Annotated in this window: 19 protein-coding genes and 1 tRNA gene; 9 read left to right on the plus strand and 11 right to left on the minus strand. The window is 41.5% G+C overall.

Features of this window, described 5'->3' with window-relative positions:
- The first annotated feature begins 263 nt into the window (after positions 1 to 263).
- On the plus strand, positions 264 to 1982 hold the full coding sequence (locus ACOXXR_RS05025) for a phospho-sugar mutase (RefSeq protein WP_048715947.1): 1719 nt from the start codon (positions 264 to 266) through the stop codon (positions 1980 to 1982).
- Positions 1983 to 2091: 109 nt separating this feature from the next.
- The gene (locus tag ACOXXR_RS05030; RefSeq protein WP_048715945.1) at positions 2092 to 2439 is read left to right on the plus strand and encodes a thiol reductase thioredoxin; all 348 of its coding nucleotides are present in this window, start codon (positions 2092 to 2094) and stop codon (positions 2437 to 2439) included.
- A gap of 27 nt (positions 2440 to 2466) precedes the next feature.
- Here ACOXXR_RS05030 and mutY read toward each other — a convergent pair whose 3' ends face one another.
- The 5 genes from mutY to ACOXXR_RS05055 all read right to left on the minus strand — a co-directional run bounded on the left by mutY (position 2467) and on the right by ACOXXR_RS05055 (position 7069).
- On the minus strand, positions 2467 to 3621 hold the full coding sequence (mutY, locus tag ACOXXR_RS05035) for an A/G-specific adenine glycosylase (protein WP_048715943.1): 1155 nt from the start codon (positions 3619 to 3621) through the stop codon (positions 2467 to 2469).
- A 91-nt stretch (positions 3622 to 3712) separates the two neighbouring features.
- Positions 3713 to 4687 carry a phosphate acetyltransferase gene (gene pta, locus ACOXXR_RS05040; RefSeq protein WP_023026787.1) on the minus strand — a complete coding sequence of 325 codons (975 nt, stop codon included), beginning with the start codon at positions 4685 to 4687 and terminating at the stop codon, positions 3713 to 3715.
- Between the two features lie 21 nt (positions 4688 to 4708).
- Positions 4709 to 5599, minus strand: a complete 891-nt coding sequence (locus ACOXXR_RS05045) for an RluA family pseudouridine synthase (protein WP_023026786.1) — start codon at positions 5597 to 5599, stop codon at positions 4709 to 4711.
- Positions 5596 to 6414, minus strand: a complete 819-nt coding sequence (locus ACOXXR_RS05050; protein WP_445278869.1) for an NAD kinase — start codon at positions 6412 to 6414, stop codon at positions 5596 to 5598. The genes ACOXXR_RS05045 and ACOXXR_RS05050 overlap by 4 nt, the downstream gene beginning before the upstream one ends.
- Positions 6398 to 7069: a GTP pyrophosphokinase gene (locus ACOXXR_RS05055; protein WP_023026784.1), complete on the minus strand. Its 672-nt coding sequence runs from the start codon at positions 7067 to 7069 to the stop codon at positions 6398 to 6400. Before ACOXXR_RS05055 ends, ACOXXR_RS05050 begins: the two co-directional genes overlap by 17 nt.
- 95 nt (positions 7070 to 7164) lie before the next feature.
- On the opposite strand from ACOXXR_RS05055, the gene ACOXXR_RS05060 reads away from it, so the two are divergent.
- The 6 genes from ACOXXR_RS05060 (at position 7165) to ACOXXR_RS05085 (ending at position 11197) form a co-directional block, all read left to right on the plus strand.
- Positions 7165 to 7731, plus strand: a complete 567-nt coding sequence (locus ACOXXR_RS05060; RefSeq protein WP_445278186.1) for a CYTH domain-containing protein — start codon at positions 7165 to 7167, stop codon at positions 7729 to 7731.
- Positions 7732 to 7793: 62 nt separating this feature from the next.
- Positions 7794 to 8750 (plus strand): ribose-phosphate diphosphokinase, encoded by a 957-nt coding sequence (locus ACOXXR_RS05065; RefSeq protein ID WP_445278187.1) that lies wholly within the window; start codon positions 7794 to 7796, stop codon positions 8748 to 8750.
- Between the two features lie 9 nt (positions 8751 to 8759).
- Positions 8760 to 9887: a cysteine desulfurase family protein gene (locus tag ACOXXR_RS05070; protein ID WP_445278188.1), complete on the plus strand. Its 1128-nt coding sequence runs from the start codon at positions 8760 to 8762 to the stop codon at positions 9885 to 9887.
- The gene (locus ACOXXR_RS05075) at positions 9877 to 10224 is read left to right on the plus strand and encodes a DUF1831 domain-containing protein (protein ID WP_445278189.1); all 348 of its coding nucleotides are present in this window, start codon (positions 9877 to 9879) and stop codon (positions 10222 to 10224) included. The genes ACOXXR_RS05070 and ACOXXR_RS05075 overlap by 11 nt, the downstream gene beginning before the upstream one ends.
- The gene (locus ACOXXR_RS05080) at positions 10224 to 10460 is read left to right on the plus strand and encodes a DUF4649 family protein (protein ID WP_445278190.1); all 237 of its coding nucleotides are present in this window, start codon (positions 10224 to 10226) and stop codon (positions 10458 to 10460) included. The genes ACOXXR_RS05075 and ACOXXR_RS05080 overlap by 1 nt, the downstream gene beginning before the upstream one ends.
- 92 nt (positions 10461 to 10552) lie before the next feature.
- Entirely contained in the window at positions 10553 to 11197 is a 645-nt protein-coding gene (locus ACOXXR_RS05085) for a redox-sensing transcriptional repressor Rex (RefSeq protein ID WP_154852809.1), read from the plus strand.
- A 188-nt stretch (positions 11198 to 11385) separates the two neighbouring features.
- Here ACOXXR_RS05085 and radC read toward each other — a convergent pair whose 3' ends face one another.
- The 4 genes from radC to gyrA all read right to left on the minus strand — a co-directional run bounded on the left by radC (position 11386) and on the right by gyrA (position 16050).
- Entirely contained in the window at positions 11386 to 12069 is a 684-nt protein-coding gene (radC, locus tag ACOXXR_RS05090; RefSeq protein WP_048715930.1) for a RadC family protein, read from the minus strand.
- A 61-nt stretch (positions 12070 to 12130) separates the two neighbouring features.
- On the minus strand, positions 12131 to 12409 hold the full coding sequence (locus ACOXXR_RS05095; RefSeq protein ID WP_006596413.1) for a hypothetical protein: 279 nt from the start codon (positions 12407 to 12409) through the stop codon (positions 12131 to 12133).
- A 423-nt stretch (positions 12410 to 12832) separates the two neighbouring features.
- Positions 12833 to 13579: a class A sortase gene (locus tag ACOXXR_RS05100; protein WP_445278191.1), complete on the minus strand. Its 747-nt coding sequence runs from the start codon at positions 13577 to 13579 to the stop codon at positions 12833 to 12835.
- 8 nt (positions 13580 to 13587) lie between these two features.
- Complete coding sequence (gyrA, locus tag ACOXXR_RS05105; RefSeq protein ID WP_195610893.1) at positions 13588 to 16050, minus strand: DNA gyrase subunit A; 2463 nt, start codon at positions 16048 to 16050, stop codon at positions 13588 to 13590.
- A gap of 195 nt (positions 16051 to 16245) precedes the next feature.
- Here gyrA and ACOXXR_RS05110 point away from each other — a divergent pair, with 195 nt between their 5' ends.
- Positions 16246 to 17232, plus strand: a complete 987-nt coding sequence (locus ACOXXR_RS05110; RefSeq protein WP_061563935.1) for an L-lactate dehydrogenase — start codon at positions 16246 to 16248, stop codon at positions 17230 to 17232.
- Between the two features lie 161 nt (positions 17233 to 17393).
- On the opposite strand, the gene ACOXXR_RS05115 is transcribed toward ACOXXR_RS05110, so the two are convergent.
- Positions 17394 to 17465: transfer RNA gene (locus tag ACOXXR_RS05115), tRNA-Arg, on the minus strand.
- 76 nt (positions 17466 to 17541) lie between these two features.
- Entirely contained in the window at positions 17542 to 18741 is a 1200-nt protein-coding gene (gene rpsA, locus ACOXXR_RS05120) for a 30S ribosomal protein S1 (RefSeq protein ID WP_006596419.1), read from the minus strand.
- Positions 18742 to 18771: the final 30 nt, after the last annotated feature.

The following is an 18771-nucleotide window of genomic DNA, read 5'->3' on the forward strand; positions in this document are numbered from 1 at the left end:
AATTTGATTTCGTTGTCCCACCTCCGCACAGTTGAGTAGGGCTGTAAAAGCTGATGAAATCAGCGTAGTAGAGCCCACTCAAGCACTGCGTCTTGCTCGACAATCTAAAGATAATTGAGAGGCTAGGACTTTTGTCCCAGCCTTTTTTTTTCTATCCAAAATTCCCCCTTTATTTTTGAAAAGATTTACAATTATCGCTAGAATTTTCTGAAAAAATTTGCTATAATGTAAGCGATTAATTTATAGAAATAAGGAGTTGCACTATGACTTATCAAGAAAACTTCCAAAAATGGGCTGATTTCGCGGACCTACCAGATTACCTTCGTCGTGATTTGGAAAGCATGGATGAAAAAACGAAGGAAGATGCCTTCTACACAAACCTTGAATTCGGTACTGCTGGTATGCGCGGATTGATTGGTGCTGGGACTAACCGCATTAATATCTACGTTGTTCGTCAAGCAACTGAAGGTTTGGCGCGTTTGATCGAATCTAAAGGTGGAAATGAAAAAGAACGTGGTGTAGCCATCGCCTACGATAGCCGTCACTTCTCTCCAGAATTTGCCTTTGAATCAGCAGCCGTTCTTGCAAAACACGGTATTAAATCCTATGTCTTTGAAAGTCTCCGTCCAACTCCAGAACTTTCATTTGCTGTTCGTCACCTAAACTGTTTCGCAGGGATCATGATTACTGCTAGCCACAACCCTGCTCCGTTTAACGGATACAAGGTTTACGGTGAAGATGGTGGTCAAATGCCTCCACACGACGCGGACGCTTTGACAACCTACATCCGTGCCATCGACAATCCATTCGCTGTAGAAGTTGCGGATGTTGAAGCTGAAAAAGCATCTGGTTTGATTGAAGTCATCGGTGAAGCTGTCGATACTGAATACCTCAAAGAAGTAAAAGACGTTAACATCAACCCAGCCTTGATTGAAGAGTTTGGCAAAGACATGAAGATTGTCTACACTCCTCTTCACGGTACTGGTGAAATGTTGGCTCGTCGTGCTCTTGCTCAAGCAGGATTTGACTCTGTTCAAGTCGTTGAAGCTCAAGCAACTCCAGACCCTGACTTCTCAACTGTAAAATCACCAAACCCAGAAAGCCAAGCAGCCTTTGCTCTTGCAGAAGAACTTGGTCGCCAAGTAGGAGCTGATGTTCTTGTGGCAACTGACCCTGACGCTGACCGTGTCGGTGTTGAAGTCCTTCAAAAAGACGGTAGCTACCTTAACCTTTCAGGTAACCAAATCGGTGCTATCATGGCTAAGTACATCTTGGAAGCTCACAAAAATGCTGGCACTCTTCCAGAAAATGCAGCCCTTTGCAAATCTATCGTATCAACTGACTTGGTAACGAAGATTGCTGAAAGCTACGGCGCAACTATGTTTAACGTCTTGACTGGTTTCAAATTCATCGCTGAAAAGATTCAAGAATTCGAAGAAAAACACAATCACACTTACATGATGGGATTTGAAGAAAGCTTCGGTTACTTGATTAAACCATTCGTACGTGATAAAGATGCGATTCAAGCTGTCCTTGTCGTTGCTGAGCTTGCTGCTTACTACCGCTCTCGTGGTTTGACACTTGCTGACGGTATCGAAGAAATCTACAAAGAGTACGGCTACTATGCTGAAAAGACAATCTCTGTTACACTTTCTGGTGTTGACGGTGCTGAGCAAATCAAAGCGATTATGGCGAAATTCCGTGAAAACGGGCCAAAAGAATTTAACTCAACAGAAGTTTCAATCACTGAAGACTTCAAAGCACAAACATCTACTGCTGCTGATGGCACTGTAACAACCTTGACAACTCCTCCAAGTGATGTATTGAAATACACACTTGCTGATGGTTCTTGGATTGCCGTTCGCCCTTCAGGTACAGAACCAAAAATTAAGTTCTACATTGCCGTTGTTGGTGAAAGCAACGAAGATTCTCAAGCTAAAATTGCTAACATCGAAGCTGAAATCAATGCCTTTGTAAAATAAGAAACCACAAAAGATGAGATCAACCAATCTCATCTTTTTTTCGTATCAAAATACAGCATTTTTTCGCCCTTTATGGCATACTAGATTTATAAGAAAGCGAGGTAATCTCATGGAACAATTTTTAGAAGATATTAAAGATCTTGAAGTAACCACTGTTGCGCGTGCGCAAGAAGCCATCGACCAAAAAGAAACAGCAACCTTCTTTATTGGACGCAAGACTTGCCCATATTGCCGAAAGTTCGCTGCTAAATTAGCAACTGTAGTAGCCGAAACTAAAGCTCATATCTACTTCATTAATAGTGAAGAACCAAGTCAACTGGATGCTTTGCAAGTCTTCCGCTCTACCTATGGCATTCCAACTGTTCCTGGATTTTTACATGTCGAAGCCGGTGAAGTTACCGTTCGCTGCGACTCATCCATGTCAGAAGAAGAAATCAAAGCATTCGCTCATCTATAAAAAAAATAGCTAGAGATTATTCTCTAGCTATTTTTCATTTTCTGTAAAAGTCGTCCAAATCTTCTGCTGGGGTTTGGCAAAAGGAAAGGCCGAAAATTCTTCCGGTTTTAACCAAATAGTTGATTCACTGGTTGCTTGTTCTCCTTCTTTTACCAATCCGTACCGAAGTTGAACCTGCCACTTGCGGTGCGAAAAGACATGCTGGACCATGGGATAAGTTCTCTCTTGCCAATCAATGACTAAGTCATAGTCCTGTTCAAAGGAGAGAATCTCTAGATTGCTCTCTGCTTGTTCCTTCTCATCCAGTAGAGACAATTGGCCCAGGTTCTCAGATAGACTATCCACTTCAATCAAGGGAAAATGCCAGAAGCCTGACAAGAGTCCCTCTCGCTCATTTTTTTCCAGCAGGTAGCGCTCTTGACTATCCTTTATAATAAAGGCTGTTAAATAAACGGGTACTGGTTTCTTCTTTGGAGCCTTGATGGGATAGCGATCCATGGTCCCATGCTGATAGGCCGCGCTAAACTCTTTTACAGGACTCTCTTCGGGCCGTGGATTGACTGGTGATTCAATATCTGAGCCCAGATCCATCAAAGCCTGATTGAAATCACCCGGACGCTCTGGATCGATCAAGACTTCCATCATGGCTTGAAAAATCTTACGATTAGTCGGAACTCCGATATCGTAGTCAACCTCAAACAAACGAGCTAAAACCCGCATGACATTGCCATCCACTGCTGGCTCTGGCAAGCCAAAAGCAATACTGGCAATGGCACCAGCTGTATAAGGTCCAATTCCCTTGAGTTTAGAGATAGCCTCATAGCTTGATGGGAAAACACCCCCATGGTCCTCCATGATTTGCTGGGCAGCTTTCTGCATGTTGCGGACCCTCGAGTAATAGCCCAAGCCCTCCCAAGCTTTTAAGAGCTTTTCTTCAGGGGCTTGAGCTAAATCCGCAATGGTCGGAAACCAATCCAAAAAACGCTCATAATAAGGAATAACCGTATCGACACGTGTCTGCTGGAGCATAATCTCTGAAATCCATATTTTATAAGGATCCTGCGTCCGTCTCCAGGGGAGATCCCGTTTATTGGCATCATACCAGGCTAATAACTTTTCTCGGAAAGAGGCAATTTTTTCCTCCTCCCACATGATAATCCCGTAATCTTTTAAATCCATCATATTCCTAGTATACCATAGAATGACTTCTACTTTAGAGATTCTGACTCTACCATAAAAAGGCCTAGGAAATCCCTAAGCCTTTCAATCATTCTTATTGTTCCACAGCTTGAGCTGCTGTGATCAAGGTCAATTTGTAAACGTCATCTGCATTACATCCGCGAGAAAGGTCGTTAACTGGTTTGTTCAACCCTTGCAAAACTGGTCCTACTGCAGCAAAGCCACCGAGACGTTCTGCCATCTTGTAACCAATGTTACCTGCTTCGATACCAGGGAAGATAAAGACATTGGCTTGACCTGCTACCTTACTTCCTGGTGCTTTCAATGCAGCTGTTTCAGGTACAAAGGCTGCGTCAAATTGCAATTCCCCATCAATTTCAAGATCTGGACGAAGCTCATGAGCGATTTTGGTCGCTTCAACTACTTTATCAACACTTTCACCAAAACCTGACCCTTTTGTTGAATAGCTCAACATGGCGATTTTTGGATCAATCCCAAACATCTTCGCTGTGATAGCAGAATTGATGGCAATTTCAGCCAAGCCTTCAGCATCTGGATTGATATTAATAGCGCAGTCCCCAAACAAGTAACGTTCAGATCCACGGACCATGAGGAAGGCACCTGAAGTACGACTAACATTTGGACGAGTTTTGATAATTTGAAGTGCTGGACGAACGGTTGCAGCTGTTGAGTGAATTGCACCTGACACCATTCCATCAACAATTCCAAGATGTACCAACATGACACCAAAGTAGTTGACATCATCTTGCAAAATTTGGCGTGCTTCTTCTTCTGTCATTTTACCCTTGCGACGTTCAACTAAGGAAGTTACCATCTCTTCAAAACCTGAGTAAGAATGCGGATCGATGACTTCGTATCCATCCAAAACTCCTTCAATTTCAAGGTAAATTCCAATCTTATCCGGATTCCCAAGCAAGACAGGGGTTACGTCTGTTTCTTTCACAATTCGTTTTGCTGCTTGAAGAATACGTGGTTCTTCACCTTCTGGTAATACAATACGTGCATTCTTACCAACCAGGTTGGCTTTGAGGTTTTCAAAAACTTCCATGAGTTTCTCCTTTGAAAAAAATTAAATATTTGTTAACTGTTTTAAGACCTGGCTAAAATCATCTGGCAAAGAACTTTCAATTCGGAGTTCTTCTTCCAAAAAAGGATGATAGAAAGCCAAGGAATGGCAATGTAAGGCTTGTCGAAGGATCCCATCTTCTAAGGAACCACCATAAAGATCATCTCCCAAAAGCGGAAAACCAATATGAGAAAAATGAACGCGAATCTGATGGGTCCGGCCTGTATGCAATTGGATATCCACCAGATGAATATCACCGAAAGACTGGACAACTTGGTAGCTGGTATGAGCATACTTGCCACCTTTTGCTACTTTTCGGGTAATGATCGAGTCTTCATCACGCGCAATGGGGGCAATGATGTCACCCTTGCTTGCCAACTCACCCGTCCCCTTTACCAATGCAAAGTAACGTTTTTGAATGGTCTTAGCCTGAAGTTGTTTATCCAATCGGGCATGGGCATAGCCATGTTTAGCAAAGAGCATAATCCCACTGGTATCTTTGTCTAAACGGGTGACAATATGAACCAGCTGGTTTTCATACTGGTTTCGAACGTAGTAACCCTTGACAAAGTTTGCAATGGTATTGGAATGAAGAGAGCTAGGAATGGATGCCACTCCTGCCGGTTTGTTGAGGACTAAGAAATGATCGTCTTCATACAAGATTTCTAAATCACGATCAATGGCCTCCAAGGCTTCATAGCCTTCCTCAGAGGGAATATCAATCGTTACCTTATCTCCTATATCGAGAAGATAAATGGCATTTTGTTCAATGCCATTTACTAAAATCTGGCCTCCAGAAAACTTGATCTTGGCCAATAACCCCTTTGAAACCTGGTGCTTCTTCAGGAATGTTTTGACCTTGACGTGTTCGTCTGCAATAAACTCGAACCTCATTCGTCAATATCTCCAATAAAAGCATCCTTGACCCGATTCCAGAAACTGGTATGACTTGGGCTCGCTACGAAATTGATCTTGTGGTTATCAATCTGGTATTCGATATGGACGATATTTCGATACGAATAAGTTGAATTATCAACAGAGAGAATGTGAAAACCAGGCCGGCTTGGCGTAATTTCAATCTTATCTTTTTTAGGAACAATGATCGATGAACCCAAAGTTCGATACACACGGTTATTGAGGCTAGCAATTTCTGCAATTTGAAGTGCTTCGATGGTCGGGTGAAGAACAGCCCCTCCCAAAGATTTGTTATAAGCCGTACTGCCTGTAGGGGTCGAAACGGTAATGCCGTCCCCTCTGAACCGCTCAAAATGAACGCCATTGATGGTTAGGTCAGCCACCATGGTTCGGTCACTGCGTTTGATTGTCGCTTCATTAAGGGCTCGCATAATCTTAGTATCGCCATTTTCAAAGGTCACTTTGACATTCAGGATTGGGTAAGATACCTTGGCACCTGTATCATACTTAAGATTTTCTACTAATTTGTCAATCTCATCATCTAGATAGTCCGTATAGAACCCAAGATGCCCTGTATGCACCCCAACGAAACGAACCCGATCTAATTGACTCTCGTACTTATGAAAAGCCGAGAGCAACATGCCATCTCCACCAATGGAGATCACGATATCCGGATGTTTTTCAGTCAAGATAAAATTATTCTTTTTTAATTTATAACGAAGTTGTTGAAAGACCTCTTTGCTCTGGCGTTTTCGATTTCGAATAATCGAAACCTTCTTACCTGTAGTCCTCATCTGTATCATCACTATTTCCGACGCCATCGTTTAATTTACGATGCATAGGATCAAAAAGGGCTTGCGCCTCCTGAATGGCATCACGAATGGCGCCCATTTCCTCATCGAGTTGATAAGCCAAATTCGCTGTGACTTCAAGACGCTTTTTAATCTCGTCCGGAAAATCTCCTTTATATTTGTAATTTAATGAGTGTTCAATGGTGGCCCAAAAATTCATAGACAGAGTACGAATCTGTATCTCTGCCAAAATAGTTTCATAGCCATTAATGGTATCTACTGGATACTCTACTACAACGTGATAGCTTCGATAGCCACTCGACTTTTTGTGACGAATATAATCTCTTTCCTGCACCACTCGCATATCTTGACGCTTACGAAGAACTTCTAAGACTTCTTCTACGTCATCAACAAATTGAACCATAACCCGCAGACCAGCAATATCTTGCATATCTTGAGCCAGGTTCTCTTCAGAAATACTTCTGCGTTCCATTTTTTCGAGAATACTCTCAATCGGCTTCACACGACCGGTCACAAACTCGATTGGGGAATGCTTTTGTTGTTTGCGATACTGCTTTCTTATCCCACGAAGCTTAATCTTCAACTCACCAACTGCTTGGATATAGGGATCTAAAAAATTTTCCCAATCAATCGCCATTGAATCACCTTGTCATCTCAAAGTTTTTTGTATAAAATAAACACATCTATCATTATATCATAAAGAGCTTGCAAACGAAAGAAAAGGACGTAGCTATGAATCATTTAGAAATTGAATTTAAAACCTTACTAACCAAGGAAGAATACGACTCTCTTAAGGATTTTTTCAAAGAACAACCTCCTATCCGACAAACCAATCACTATATCGATACGCCCGACCAAGCCATCCGGAATCATCAGATGGCCTTGCGCATTCGTACCTTAGCTGATCGGGCTGAGCTAACCCTTAAAGTACCGCAAAAAGCGGGACATTTTGAATACAACCAAGCTCTTACATTTGATCAGGTAGAAGACTTTCTATCCAAGAAAAAACTCCCTCAAGGTGAGATTGCCAGCTTTCTCACTGATTTAGGAATTCCACTAGTTGCCTTAGATGTCTGGGGTAGTCTGGAAACAGAGAGACGTGAGAAAAGAATCCCTAAAGGTTTATTAGCCTTTGACCGTAGTCGTTATAATTCTATTGAGGACTATGAGTTGGAAATGGAGGTAGATGCTGCCTCAGATGAAACTTATTTTCACGAATTTCTCAAGGAAAAACAAATTGAATATAAGCCAGCAAAAAGTAAAGTGGCAAGATTAGCTCAAAGTTTGCTAAAAAGCTGAAATTACTGAATTTTTTTGCTAAAATAAGACTAGACAAAAATATCTAAATGAGGATCAAACACATGTCAGAAAAAAACAATATGAAGCTCTTCGCACTCAACTCCAATCAAGAAATTGCACAAAAAATTTCGGAAGTTGCTGGCATCCCACTCGGAAAGCTTTCTTCACGTCAATTCTCAGATGGTGAAATCCAAATAAATATCGAAGAAAGTGTCCGTGGATATGATATTTATATCATCCAATCTACCAGCTTCCCTGTTAACAATCACTTGATGGAATTGTTAATCATGGTAGATGCTTGCCAACGAGCTAGCGCTCATACCGTTAACGTCGTTCTTCCATACTTTGGTTATGCTCGTCAAGACCGCACTGCTGCTCCTCGCGAACCAATTACAGCAAAATTGGTTGCCAACATGTTGGTCAAGGCAGGTGTAGACCGTGTTGTAACCCTCGATCTTCATGCGGTTCAAGTACAAGGCTTCTTCGATATCCCAGTAGACAACTTGTTCACGATTCCTCTATTTGCTGATCACTATATCAAACAGGGCTTAACCGGTTCAGATGTAGTGGTTGTCAGTCCTAAAAACTCCGGAGTGAAACGAGCACGTAATCTTGCTGAATATCTAGATGCCCCAATTGCCATCATTGACTACGCCCAAGACGATGCCAGCCGTGACCAAGGCTACATCATCGGGGATGTCAAGGGAAAAAAAGCAATCCTGATCGATGATATTTTAAATACAGGAAAAACCTTCTCTGAAGCTGCAAAAATTGTCCAACGAGATGGCGCTACTGAGATTTATGCTGTTTCTAGTCACGGACTTTTCGTTAAAGGAGCTGCAGAATTACTAGACCAAGCACCGATTAAAGAATTTTTAGTTACAGACTCTGTAGCAACCAAAGAGCAAAAACCAAAAAATGTAAAATACATTACTGCAAGCGAATTGATTGGAGATGCCCTTGTTCGTATCCAAGAGCGTAAACCTGTTAGTCCACTCTTTGCATACCACAAGAAATAAGGTGATGGCGTGATTTATTTTGACAATGCAGCAACAACTCCTCTAAGCCCTGGAGTAATCAAGGTGATGACAGAAACGATGGAATCCAGTTTCGGAAATCCATCCAGTCTCCACTCCCACGGTCGCCAAGCAAAAAAGATTCTTAGAGATGCTAGGGAATGCGTTGCATCTTGTTTAAAAACCTCTAGTCAACAAATTACCTTCACTTCTGGGGGAACCGAAAGCAATAACACTGTTATAAAGGGCTACTGTCTCAAACACAGACAGAAAGGCAAGCATATTATCACCACGGCTATCGAACATCATGCCGTTCTGGAACCAATTGAGTACTTGGTCCAAGAATATGGATTTGAAGTAACCATTATTCAGCCAGTCAATCAAATGATTCGGCCAGAAGATATTCGAGCCGCCCTTCGTCCTGATACTATTTTGGTGTCCACCATGTATGCCAATAACGAGACGGGTGATCTCTTACCCATCAAGGCTATTTCAGACCTTTTAAAAGACCATCCTGCTGCTTTTCATGTGGATGCTGTTCAAGCCGTTGGTAAGCTTTCTGTAGCCCCTGAAGAGCTAGGAATTGATTTTCTAACCGCCTCTGCCCATAAATTTCATGGGCCAAAAGGGGTTGGCATCCTCTATGCTAGAAAGCCTGACTTTTTCAATCTCTTACACGGGGGGGACCAAGAAGACAAGCGTCGAGCAAGTACAGAGAACTTGATTTCGATTGCTGGAATGGCTCAAGCCCTCAAAGAGGCAACTGATCAGTTAGAAGCAAATTATCAGTATATTCAGAGCTTATCTGAACGTATCCTAACTGGCCTAGAAGATCTAGATTTCTATCTGAATAGCACAGACTCCAAACTTCCTCATGTCTTAAATATTGGCTTCCCCGGTATCAGCAATGATATCTTACTGCTTCGTTTAGATATGGCGGGAATTTCAGTCTCAACTGGCTCTGCTTGTACTGCGGGGACTGTTCAGCCAAGTCATGTCCTTGCAGCTTATTATGGCGAAGATTCACCTCGCATGAAGGAATCTATTCGCATTAGTTTATCCGAATTCAATACGACTGCTGAAGTCGATACTTTTATAACAACTATTCACAAAATTTTAGGAGAATTACATGGCATTTGAAACATCTGTCTCATTACCAAACTGCGATTACACATACGCAATCCATCCAAATATTAAAAAATATACCCTACGCGACAATACCTTTGCACAAACAAAGGTTGGAAACTACGAATTAAATCGTTTGTTAGAAGTTATTCCAAATAGTGGAGATGGCTTTAAGTTAAAAATTATCATCAATAAGGATTTAACAGGATTTAAAATTAACATTACTGACAAGTCAGGCCTTCGTTTGGTAAATATTTTTAAAAACCCAGAAAACAAGATTATCCAACAAAAATTCTACTTCCTCATGGACAGTTTAGTTGAACGTGAAATCTTTGAAAGGATTGAAAACTAATGACCAATGGTCCTGTAGTCCTCACCTATTTGGATGCATACCAAAAAGAACGTCAGGTTAGCTACGATAACATCGATCACTGTCTATTAGCCTTCTCAGGCTGTGTGACCCTTCCAGATTCCTATCAGGTTGTTTCTGTTACCTACAAGGAGCATACCTTACCTTTCACTGGAAAAATCGGTGACTTTTATCGCTATCTGATTCAGTTCGATCAGAGTTTAAGAAATTCCAATTAACAAAGAAAACACCATTTTGGTGTTTTTTTAGTAGAAGATAGTTGCTTTTTTCACAAACTTTTTATAAAATAGATTTGAAAGGTTGTGATATTGTGAAACAAGATAAGACTAATCCAATTCCTCGTGCTACTGCCAAACGACTCTCCTTGTATTACCGCATTTTTAAACGCTTTAATGCAGAGAAAATCGAGCGAGCAAATTCAAAACAGATTGCTGAAGCCATCGGGATTGATTCCGCAACTGTTCGTCGAGACTTCTCCTACTTTGGAGAGCTTGGACGACGTGGTTTTGGTTATGATGTCAAAAAGTTAATGAACTTCTTTGCCGATCTCTTGAATGATAACTCCATCACCAATGTTGCTATCGTCGGGATTGGAAATATGGGGAGTGCCCTTCTTCACTATCGCTTCCATGAGCGAAATAAAATGAAAATTGTCATGGCATTTGATACGGATGATCATGAGTTAGTCGGCACTAAAAGTAAAGATGGTATTCCGATTCACGGCATCTCCTCACTAAAAGAAAAACTTGAGGGAAAAGAGATTCAAACAGCTATTTTAACCGTTCCAAGTGTAAAATCTCAAGAAGTTGCAGATTTACTAGTTGAAGCTGGTATCAAGGGAATCCTTAGCTTTTCTCCAGTCCACTTAACAGTTCCAAAAGATGTGGTAGTCCAATATGTCGACCTAACCAGTGAACTGCAAACCCTTCTCTACTTTATGCGCAAGAATTCATGATAAGCAAAGAGGCTGGGACAAAAGTCCTAGCCTCTCAATTGTCTTTGGATTATTGAGCAAGACGCAGTGGTTGAGTGGGCTCTACTACGCTGATTTTATCAGCTTTTACAGCCCTACTCAACTGTGCGGAGGTGGGACGACGAAATCGAATTCTAACGAATGACCGATTTCTGTCCCACTCTCTTTTTCTATACCAATAAATCTGTTTCTTCCCGATAGCTATAATAATCATCAGTTGAGACAATCAGATGGTCCAGAAAAACAATTCCTAGACAATTGCAGGCTTCAATCATTTGTTGGGTGACACCATCATCATTCTTGCTAGGATGAATGATACCGGACGGGTGGTTGTGAACCAAGATTATGGATGTCGCCATATGCTTGATGGCATAGTGCAAGATTTCCCTCGGTTCTGCAATGCTACGATTGACTGTTCCGATAAAGATCACTTGCTGATGGATAATTTGATTTTGGGTATTCAGATACAGGGCCAATAAATGTTCCTGTTTCTCATGGCCTATTTTTTGTTGCATCATTTTTGCCAGCTTCTGACTACTCATGATTTGTTCCGTTTCAATCACTTCCGAAGTCTGTATTCGTTTCCCTAGTTCAATAGCAGCTAACAGCTCAATGGCTTTAACTTTCCCAATTCCTGGAACTTCCTGTAACTCCTGAAAACTCATACTAGCCAGTTCTTTTAAACTCTTTAGTGAGCCCAGCAGGTCCTGAGCGATCTCGTAGACTGGTTTATTTTTGTTCCCCGTCCGTAATAAGATGGATAGCAATTCTTGATGACTGAGCTTATCAGGGCCTTCTGTTAGCAAACGTTCTCTAGGTAAAAGACCAGATTCTTGAAATACAATATGATACATAAAAACCTCCTCAATTAATAATTCGCAATTGAGGAGGAAAATGGATGATTCTGTATAAAATTTATATAGGACAAACTACTTCTCTTAGGTTTTCAAGGATTCGATTTTCTTCGTTTGAAAAGTTAATTCTATAGCCTTCTTGCACTTGTTCCAAAGTCGCTAGGAATTGACGAATTTCGTATCGAATTAAGTGCTCTTGATTATCAGGAAGGTTTTTAATGGTTTCAAAGACCTGTTCAACTTCGTAGATCCCCTTGGTAATGAGCCCCGTTTTTGGAAAATCATTGACCAGTAAGCCATAGAAGTTTCTTAACAAAGTATAGATATCTTCTGTGTGCATTCGGTTCCTCCAAGCTTCTATCTATCACTCTTCTATTATAAAATAGAAAGCATGCAAAAATATGTCAGTCAGGTAACATTTTATGACTATCCTCTTACAAGTTGGCAGAAAATTAACAAAAAAAGAGGTCAAGGACCTCTTTTCAGAATGAAAACAAAGTAATTTAAAAAACTTTCCTTAGGTGAGTACGGACGTCAGCGAACTTCGTAGAAGTTCCATGACTAATTATTGAGTCTAATGTCTCAATAATTCCGAGTGCCTGAATGAACAGTGTTTCAGGCACTTTTCTCACAGCGGAAAGTTTTGCTTCTTCTTAAATGAGTAAAAATAAAAGTCGTTTTTTGAAAATCATCCAGCTGTTTTATGTAACATAACAATTTGTCTACATTCAAAAAAGAGGTCAAGGACCTCTTTTTAAGTTGATTATAATTGCATTTGATTATAAGACTTGCTGAAAGCTTCTAAAATCTCTTTTGGAGCTTGATCATAGTCTACAGACGTTTCTAACGTACCTTTAACAATAATCCGATTGGTTGCAGCTAAATCATCACAGGTAACCAAAGTAATCTCATTAACACCTTCGTGGTCAGCAATAACATCAATACGATCCGGAGATACTGTTTCCAAAGAGGTAATCACATAGGTATAGATCTTTTCTTTATCTGTGACATAGATTTTCATTCCAGCTTTGGCATGTTCTAACGGGGAAAAGAGCATTTCATTTGCCCCTGTCAAACCAAAGACATGGTGACTAGCCAAGGAGTAATTCCTTTCCCCCATAACCTGGTCCTCTTTCATGGTACCTGCCCCATAATAGAGTCCCACATTATCTAAGCCTTTAAAAATCGGAAGGTTCATCTTCAACTCAGGAATCGCTATTCCCCCAATAACAGGCAATTTCTGCGCCTGCCACTGGGCATTGATAACAGATTCTGTAGAAAGCGATTTTACTTCTTTAAAATCAAAGCTAGTCTTAGCTTCCTTATTCTTCTCAATAGTCTTTTTCGAAACTTTGCTCACCTGGTACTTATTTGTATGCCAAACCATGATCATGTTCCGAATCGGAGCATTAAAGATCAAGGCAATAGACAAAAGGATTAGTAAGGTAGCAAAGATATTAATCAAGCGATTTCGTAAGCTTGTTTTCTTCTTTTTTCTTCTTGAAGCCATTATTTATCCTACCCTTCACTTTCAGTTTCAGTCTCTGACTCATCTTTTTCGTCAGCTTGAACAGTTGTAAAGGTTACGATTTGGGCATCTTGATCCAGACGCATCACTTTCACACCCATGGTCGAACGTCCAGTTTGAGAAATATTGGCGACGCTGGTACGAATCATGACACCTGTATTGGTGATAATCATCAAATCTTCATCTCCTTTGACAGTCATGAGACCGGCCAGAGGACCATTCTTATCAACCACATTAGCAGTTTTAATCCCTTTACCACCACGTCCTTTTGTTGGATACTCATCAGCACGCGTGCGTTTACCGTATCCCTTTTCAGTGATGATCAATACTTCATCTTGATCTGTAATGACGCTTGCACCGACCACTTGGTCACCTGGACGAAGGTTGACACCTCGTACCCCAGTTGCCGAACGGCCCATATTCCGTACGACAGACTCATTGAAGCGGACAGAATAACCAAATTTTGTCCCGATGATCACGTCCGTATTTCCGTCTGTGAGGAAGACGTTGATCAGCTCATCCTCATCTTTAAGGTTAAGAGCTTTCAAGCCATTTTGACGAATATTAGCAAACTCAGCTACACTGGTCCGTTTTACCAAACCTGAGCGGGTTGTAAAGAAGAGATAAGCGTCTTCACTACGATCCTGAGCGACGTTAATAATGGTCTGAATGGATTCTCCGTCATCTAACTTGAGCAAGTTGACAATTGGAAGTCCCTTAGCTGTACGGCCGTATTCAGGAATTTCATAGCCTTTCAGACGGTAAACCCGTCCCTTATTGGTAAAGAAGAGCAAACGATCATGGGTGCTGGTAGAAACCAATTCACGGACAAAGTCATCATCCTTGACCCCTGTACCTTGAACACCACGTCCCCCACGTTTTTGAGCAGTAAATTCATCTTGATCCAATCGTTTGATGTAACCTTTGTTAGAGAGAGTGATCAAAACATTGCTTTCTTCGATCAAATCTTCGTCTTCTAGTGATAGAACTTCTCCTACCATCAATTCTGTCCGACGTGGATCTCCAAACTTCCGTTTGACCTCGTCCAATTCTTCCTTGATAATCGCAACTACACGCTCTGGCTTGGCTAAAATATCAGCAAGGTCAGCAATCAAGGCAACGAGATCATCGTATTCGCTTTGAATCTTGTCACGTTCCAAACCAGTCAAACGACGAAGACGCATATCCAAGATAGCTTGGCTTTGACGCTCAGAAAGCTTGAACTTACTCATCAATTCTGCTTGTGCTTCTGCATCTGTCTGGCTATTACGGATGATTTTAATCACTTCATCGATGTGATCAAGAGCGATTAAGAGACCTTCCAAGATATGGGCACGAGCTTCCGCCTTCTCTTTATCAAAGATGGTCCGACGAGTCACCACTTCTTTTTGGTGCTCAATATAAGATCCTAAAATCTCACGAAGAGAGAGAATCTTAGGGACACCATTTTGGATAGCCAACATGTTGAAACCAAAGTTGGTTTGCATTTGGGTCATCTTGAAGAGGTTGTTTAAGATAACATTAGCTGAGGCATCACGGCGCACTTCGATGACGAAACGAACCCCTTCCCGGTTAGACTCATCCCGAACTGCTGTAATCCCATCGATTCGTTTTTCTTGAACCAAACGAACGATATGCTCATGCACTTTGGTCTTGTTGACCATATAAGGAAATTCTGTAACGACAATGCGTTCACGCCCTGTCTTAGTCTCTTCAATTTCCGTCCGAGACCGTAAGACAATTGAGCCTTTTCCTGTTTCATAGGCCTTATGAATACCTGATTTGCCCATGACCAAGGCTCCTGTTGGGAAATCTGGTCCAGGAAGGACTTCCATCAGCTCACGTGTGGTCACATCAGGATTGTCCATCATTAGCTTGACAGCATCAATAGACTCACCGAGGTTGTGTGGAGGGATATTTGTCGCCATCCCTACCGCAATCCCTGTCGCTCCATTGACTAACAAGTTAGGGAAGCGAGCTGGAAGGACGTTTGGTTCGCGTTCACTGGCATCGTAGTTATCCGTGAAATCAACTGTATTCTTGTTGATATCCCGAAGCATTTCAAGAGCAATCTTGCTCATACGAGCTTCTGTATACCGTTGGGCCGCAGCTCCATCACCGTCCATAGAACCAAAGTTCCCATGCCCATCTACAAGCATGTAACGATAGCTCCACCATTGAGCCATCCGAACCATAGCCTCATAAATAGAAGAGTCCCCGTGTGGATGGTATTTACCCATAACATCCCCAGTAATACGGGCAGATTTCTTATGTGGTTTATCTGGTGTAACCCCAAGTTCATTCATTCCATAAAGGATCCGACGATGAACTGGCTTTAAACCATCTCGCACGTCAGGAAGAGCCCGAGACACGATAACACTCATAGCGTAATCGATGAAACTGGTCTTCATTTCAGATGTTAAGTTAACATCAACTAAGTTATTATCCTGCATTAAAACAATGCCTCTCTTTAATTAATTCACCATACTATTATAACACATTTAGGACTTTTTTTCTCCTTCGGAACACAAGAGTAAAAATGTTTACATCGTCCAAAATAGGCGTAAAACCGTGACAAAGAAAAGTAAAAGTGGTAGAATAAATGCGAATGGGGAAACCCCAAAAAATAGAAGGAGACGTTTAGAATAATGACATTAACTAAACAACATAAAAAAGTTATCCTTGTTGGTGACGGCGCTGTAGGTTCATCTTATGCTTTCGCACTTGTTACTCAAGGTATCGCACAAGAATTAGGTATCATCGAAATCCCTCAATTGTTTGAAAAAGCGGTTGGTGATGCTGAAGACCTTAGCCACGCACTTGCCTTCACTTCTCCTAAGAAGATTTATGCTGCTAAGTACGAAGACTGTGCGGATGCTGACCTCGTTGTTATTACTGCGGGTGCTCCTCAAAAACCAGGTGAAACTCGTCTTGACCTTGTTGGTAAAAACCTTGCCATCAACAAATCAATCGTTGAACAAGTTGTTGCTTCTGGTTTCGACGGTATCTTCCTTGTTGCTGCTAACCCAGTTGACGTTTTGACTTACTCAACTTGGAAATTCTCAGGTTTCCCTAAAGAACGTGTTATCGGTTCAGGTACTTCACTTGACTCAGCTCGTTTCCGTCAAGCACTTGCTGAAAAAATCGGCGTTGATGCTCGTTCAGTTCACGCCTACATCATGGGTGAACACGGTGACTCTGAGTTTGCTGTTTGGTCACACGCTAACGTTGCCGGTGTAAAATTGGAACAATGGTTGCAAGCTAACCGTGACTTGGATGAAGCTGACCTTGTAGATCTCTTCATCTCTGTACGTGATGCTGCTTACTCAATCATCAACAAGAAAGGTGCTACTTACTACGGTATCGCCGTTGCCCTTGCTCGTATTACTCGTGCTATCCTTGATGATGAAAATGCTGTACTTCCACTTTCAGTCTTCCAAGAAGGACAATACGGAGTTGAGAACGTCTTTATCGGTCAACCAGCGATCGTTGGTGCACACGGTATCGTTCGTCCAGTAAACATCCCATTAAACGACGCTGAAACACAAAAAATGCAAGCATCTGCAAAAGAATTGCAAGCGATTATCGATGAAGCATGGAAGAACCCAGAATTCCAAGCAGCTTCTAAAAACTAAACAAAACGTTAAACACCATGTCTTAGGACATGGTGTTTTCTTGATCTCATCATTTATAAATCGTACAGTGCCCTAAGAGCCCAATCCTGCTCTTAAAAACCTTCTGCCATCTTTCTCATCCAAAAATAAAAAAAGAGAGCCTCAAGGCTCTCCTATCGACATCCACCCTGAGGGAATCGAACCCCCATCTCAAGAACCGGAATCTTACGTGATATCCATTACACTAAGGGTGGCAACTGTTATAGTATATCAAAAAATCGATCATTTTACAAGTAAAAAAAGCTTGCCTAAGCAAGCTTTTTAAGTTGATTACAATTCAATATCACCAAACAAGTCAGCCATTGAGAATCCAGTTTGAGTTTCTGGAAGTTCAAAGTCACGTTTTTCTTGTTTTGGACGACGTGGACGTTGTTGACGTTTTTCTTGTTTTTCGCCTTCTTCTTGAGCTGGACGTTCTTCAAGAGCTTTGATAGAAAGTGATACACGTTCATCAGCAGCATTTACTTCAAGAACTTTAACAGTTACTTCTTGTCCAACTTTAAGCACATCTTTTGGATTTTCAACACGTTTGTGTGAAATTTGTGAGATGTGTACAAGTCCATCGATACCTGGCAACACTTCAACGAATGCACCGAAGTCAGTCAAACGTTTAACAGTACCTTCGATGACATCACCAGCAGCCAATTTTTGTTCTACGCCATCCCATGGTCCAGGTGTTGTAGCTTTCAATGAAAGTGATACGCGACCTTCTTCTTCGTTCAAGTCAAGGACTTTCACTTCGATTTCTTCACCAACAGTTACAACTGATTTAGGTGAAACGTTGCGTTCGTGTGACAATTCAGTCAAGTGAACCAATCCATCAACACCACCAAGGTCGATGAAAGCACCGAAGCTAGTGATACGAGCAACTTTACCAGTTACAACGTCACCAACATTCAATTTACCGAATACTTCAGCGCGAGCTGCAGCTGATGCAGCTTCAACAACTTCACGACGAGAAAGGATGAAGCGGTTTTCTTTTGCGTCAACTTCTTTGATTTTAGCATCAAATTCTTGACCTACGAAACGTTCAGTGTTACGTACAAAACGAGTATCAAGCATTGAAGCTGGAATAAATCCACGAAGTCCTTCAAATTCTACTGAAAGTCCGCCTTTAACAGCGCGAGTTCCTTTAACAGTAACAACTTCTTCTTCACGTCCGACCAATTTGTCCCATGCTTTGCGAGCTTCCAAACGTTTTTTAGATACAAGGTAAGTTACTGTATCAGTATCTTTACCAACTACTTGACGAAGAACAAGCAATTCAAGTGTTTCACCTGGTTTAACCAAGTCATTGATGTCAGCATCACGATCGTTTGTCAATTCGCGAAGAGTCAAGACACCTTCGACACCAGTTCCAGAGATTGCAACGTTAGCTTGTGTAGCGTCAACTGTCAAAACTTCAGCAGTAACAACATCACCTGGCTCAACTTGGCTAACACTGTTTAGCAAATCTTCAAATTCATTCATCTAAAAAATCCTCCAACAATCAAGTTTTCT

Source organism: Streptococcus sp. KHUD_013 (assembly GCF_052588545.1).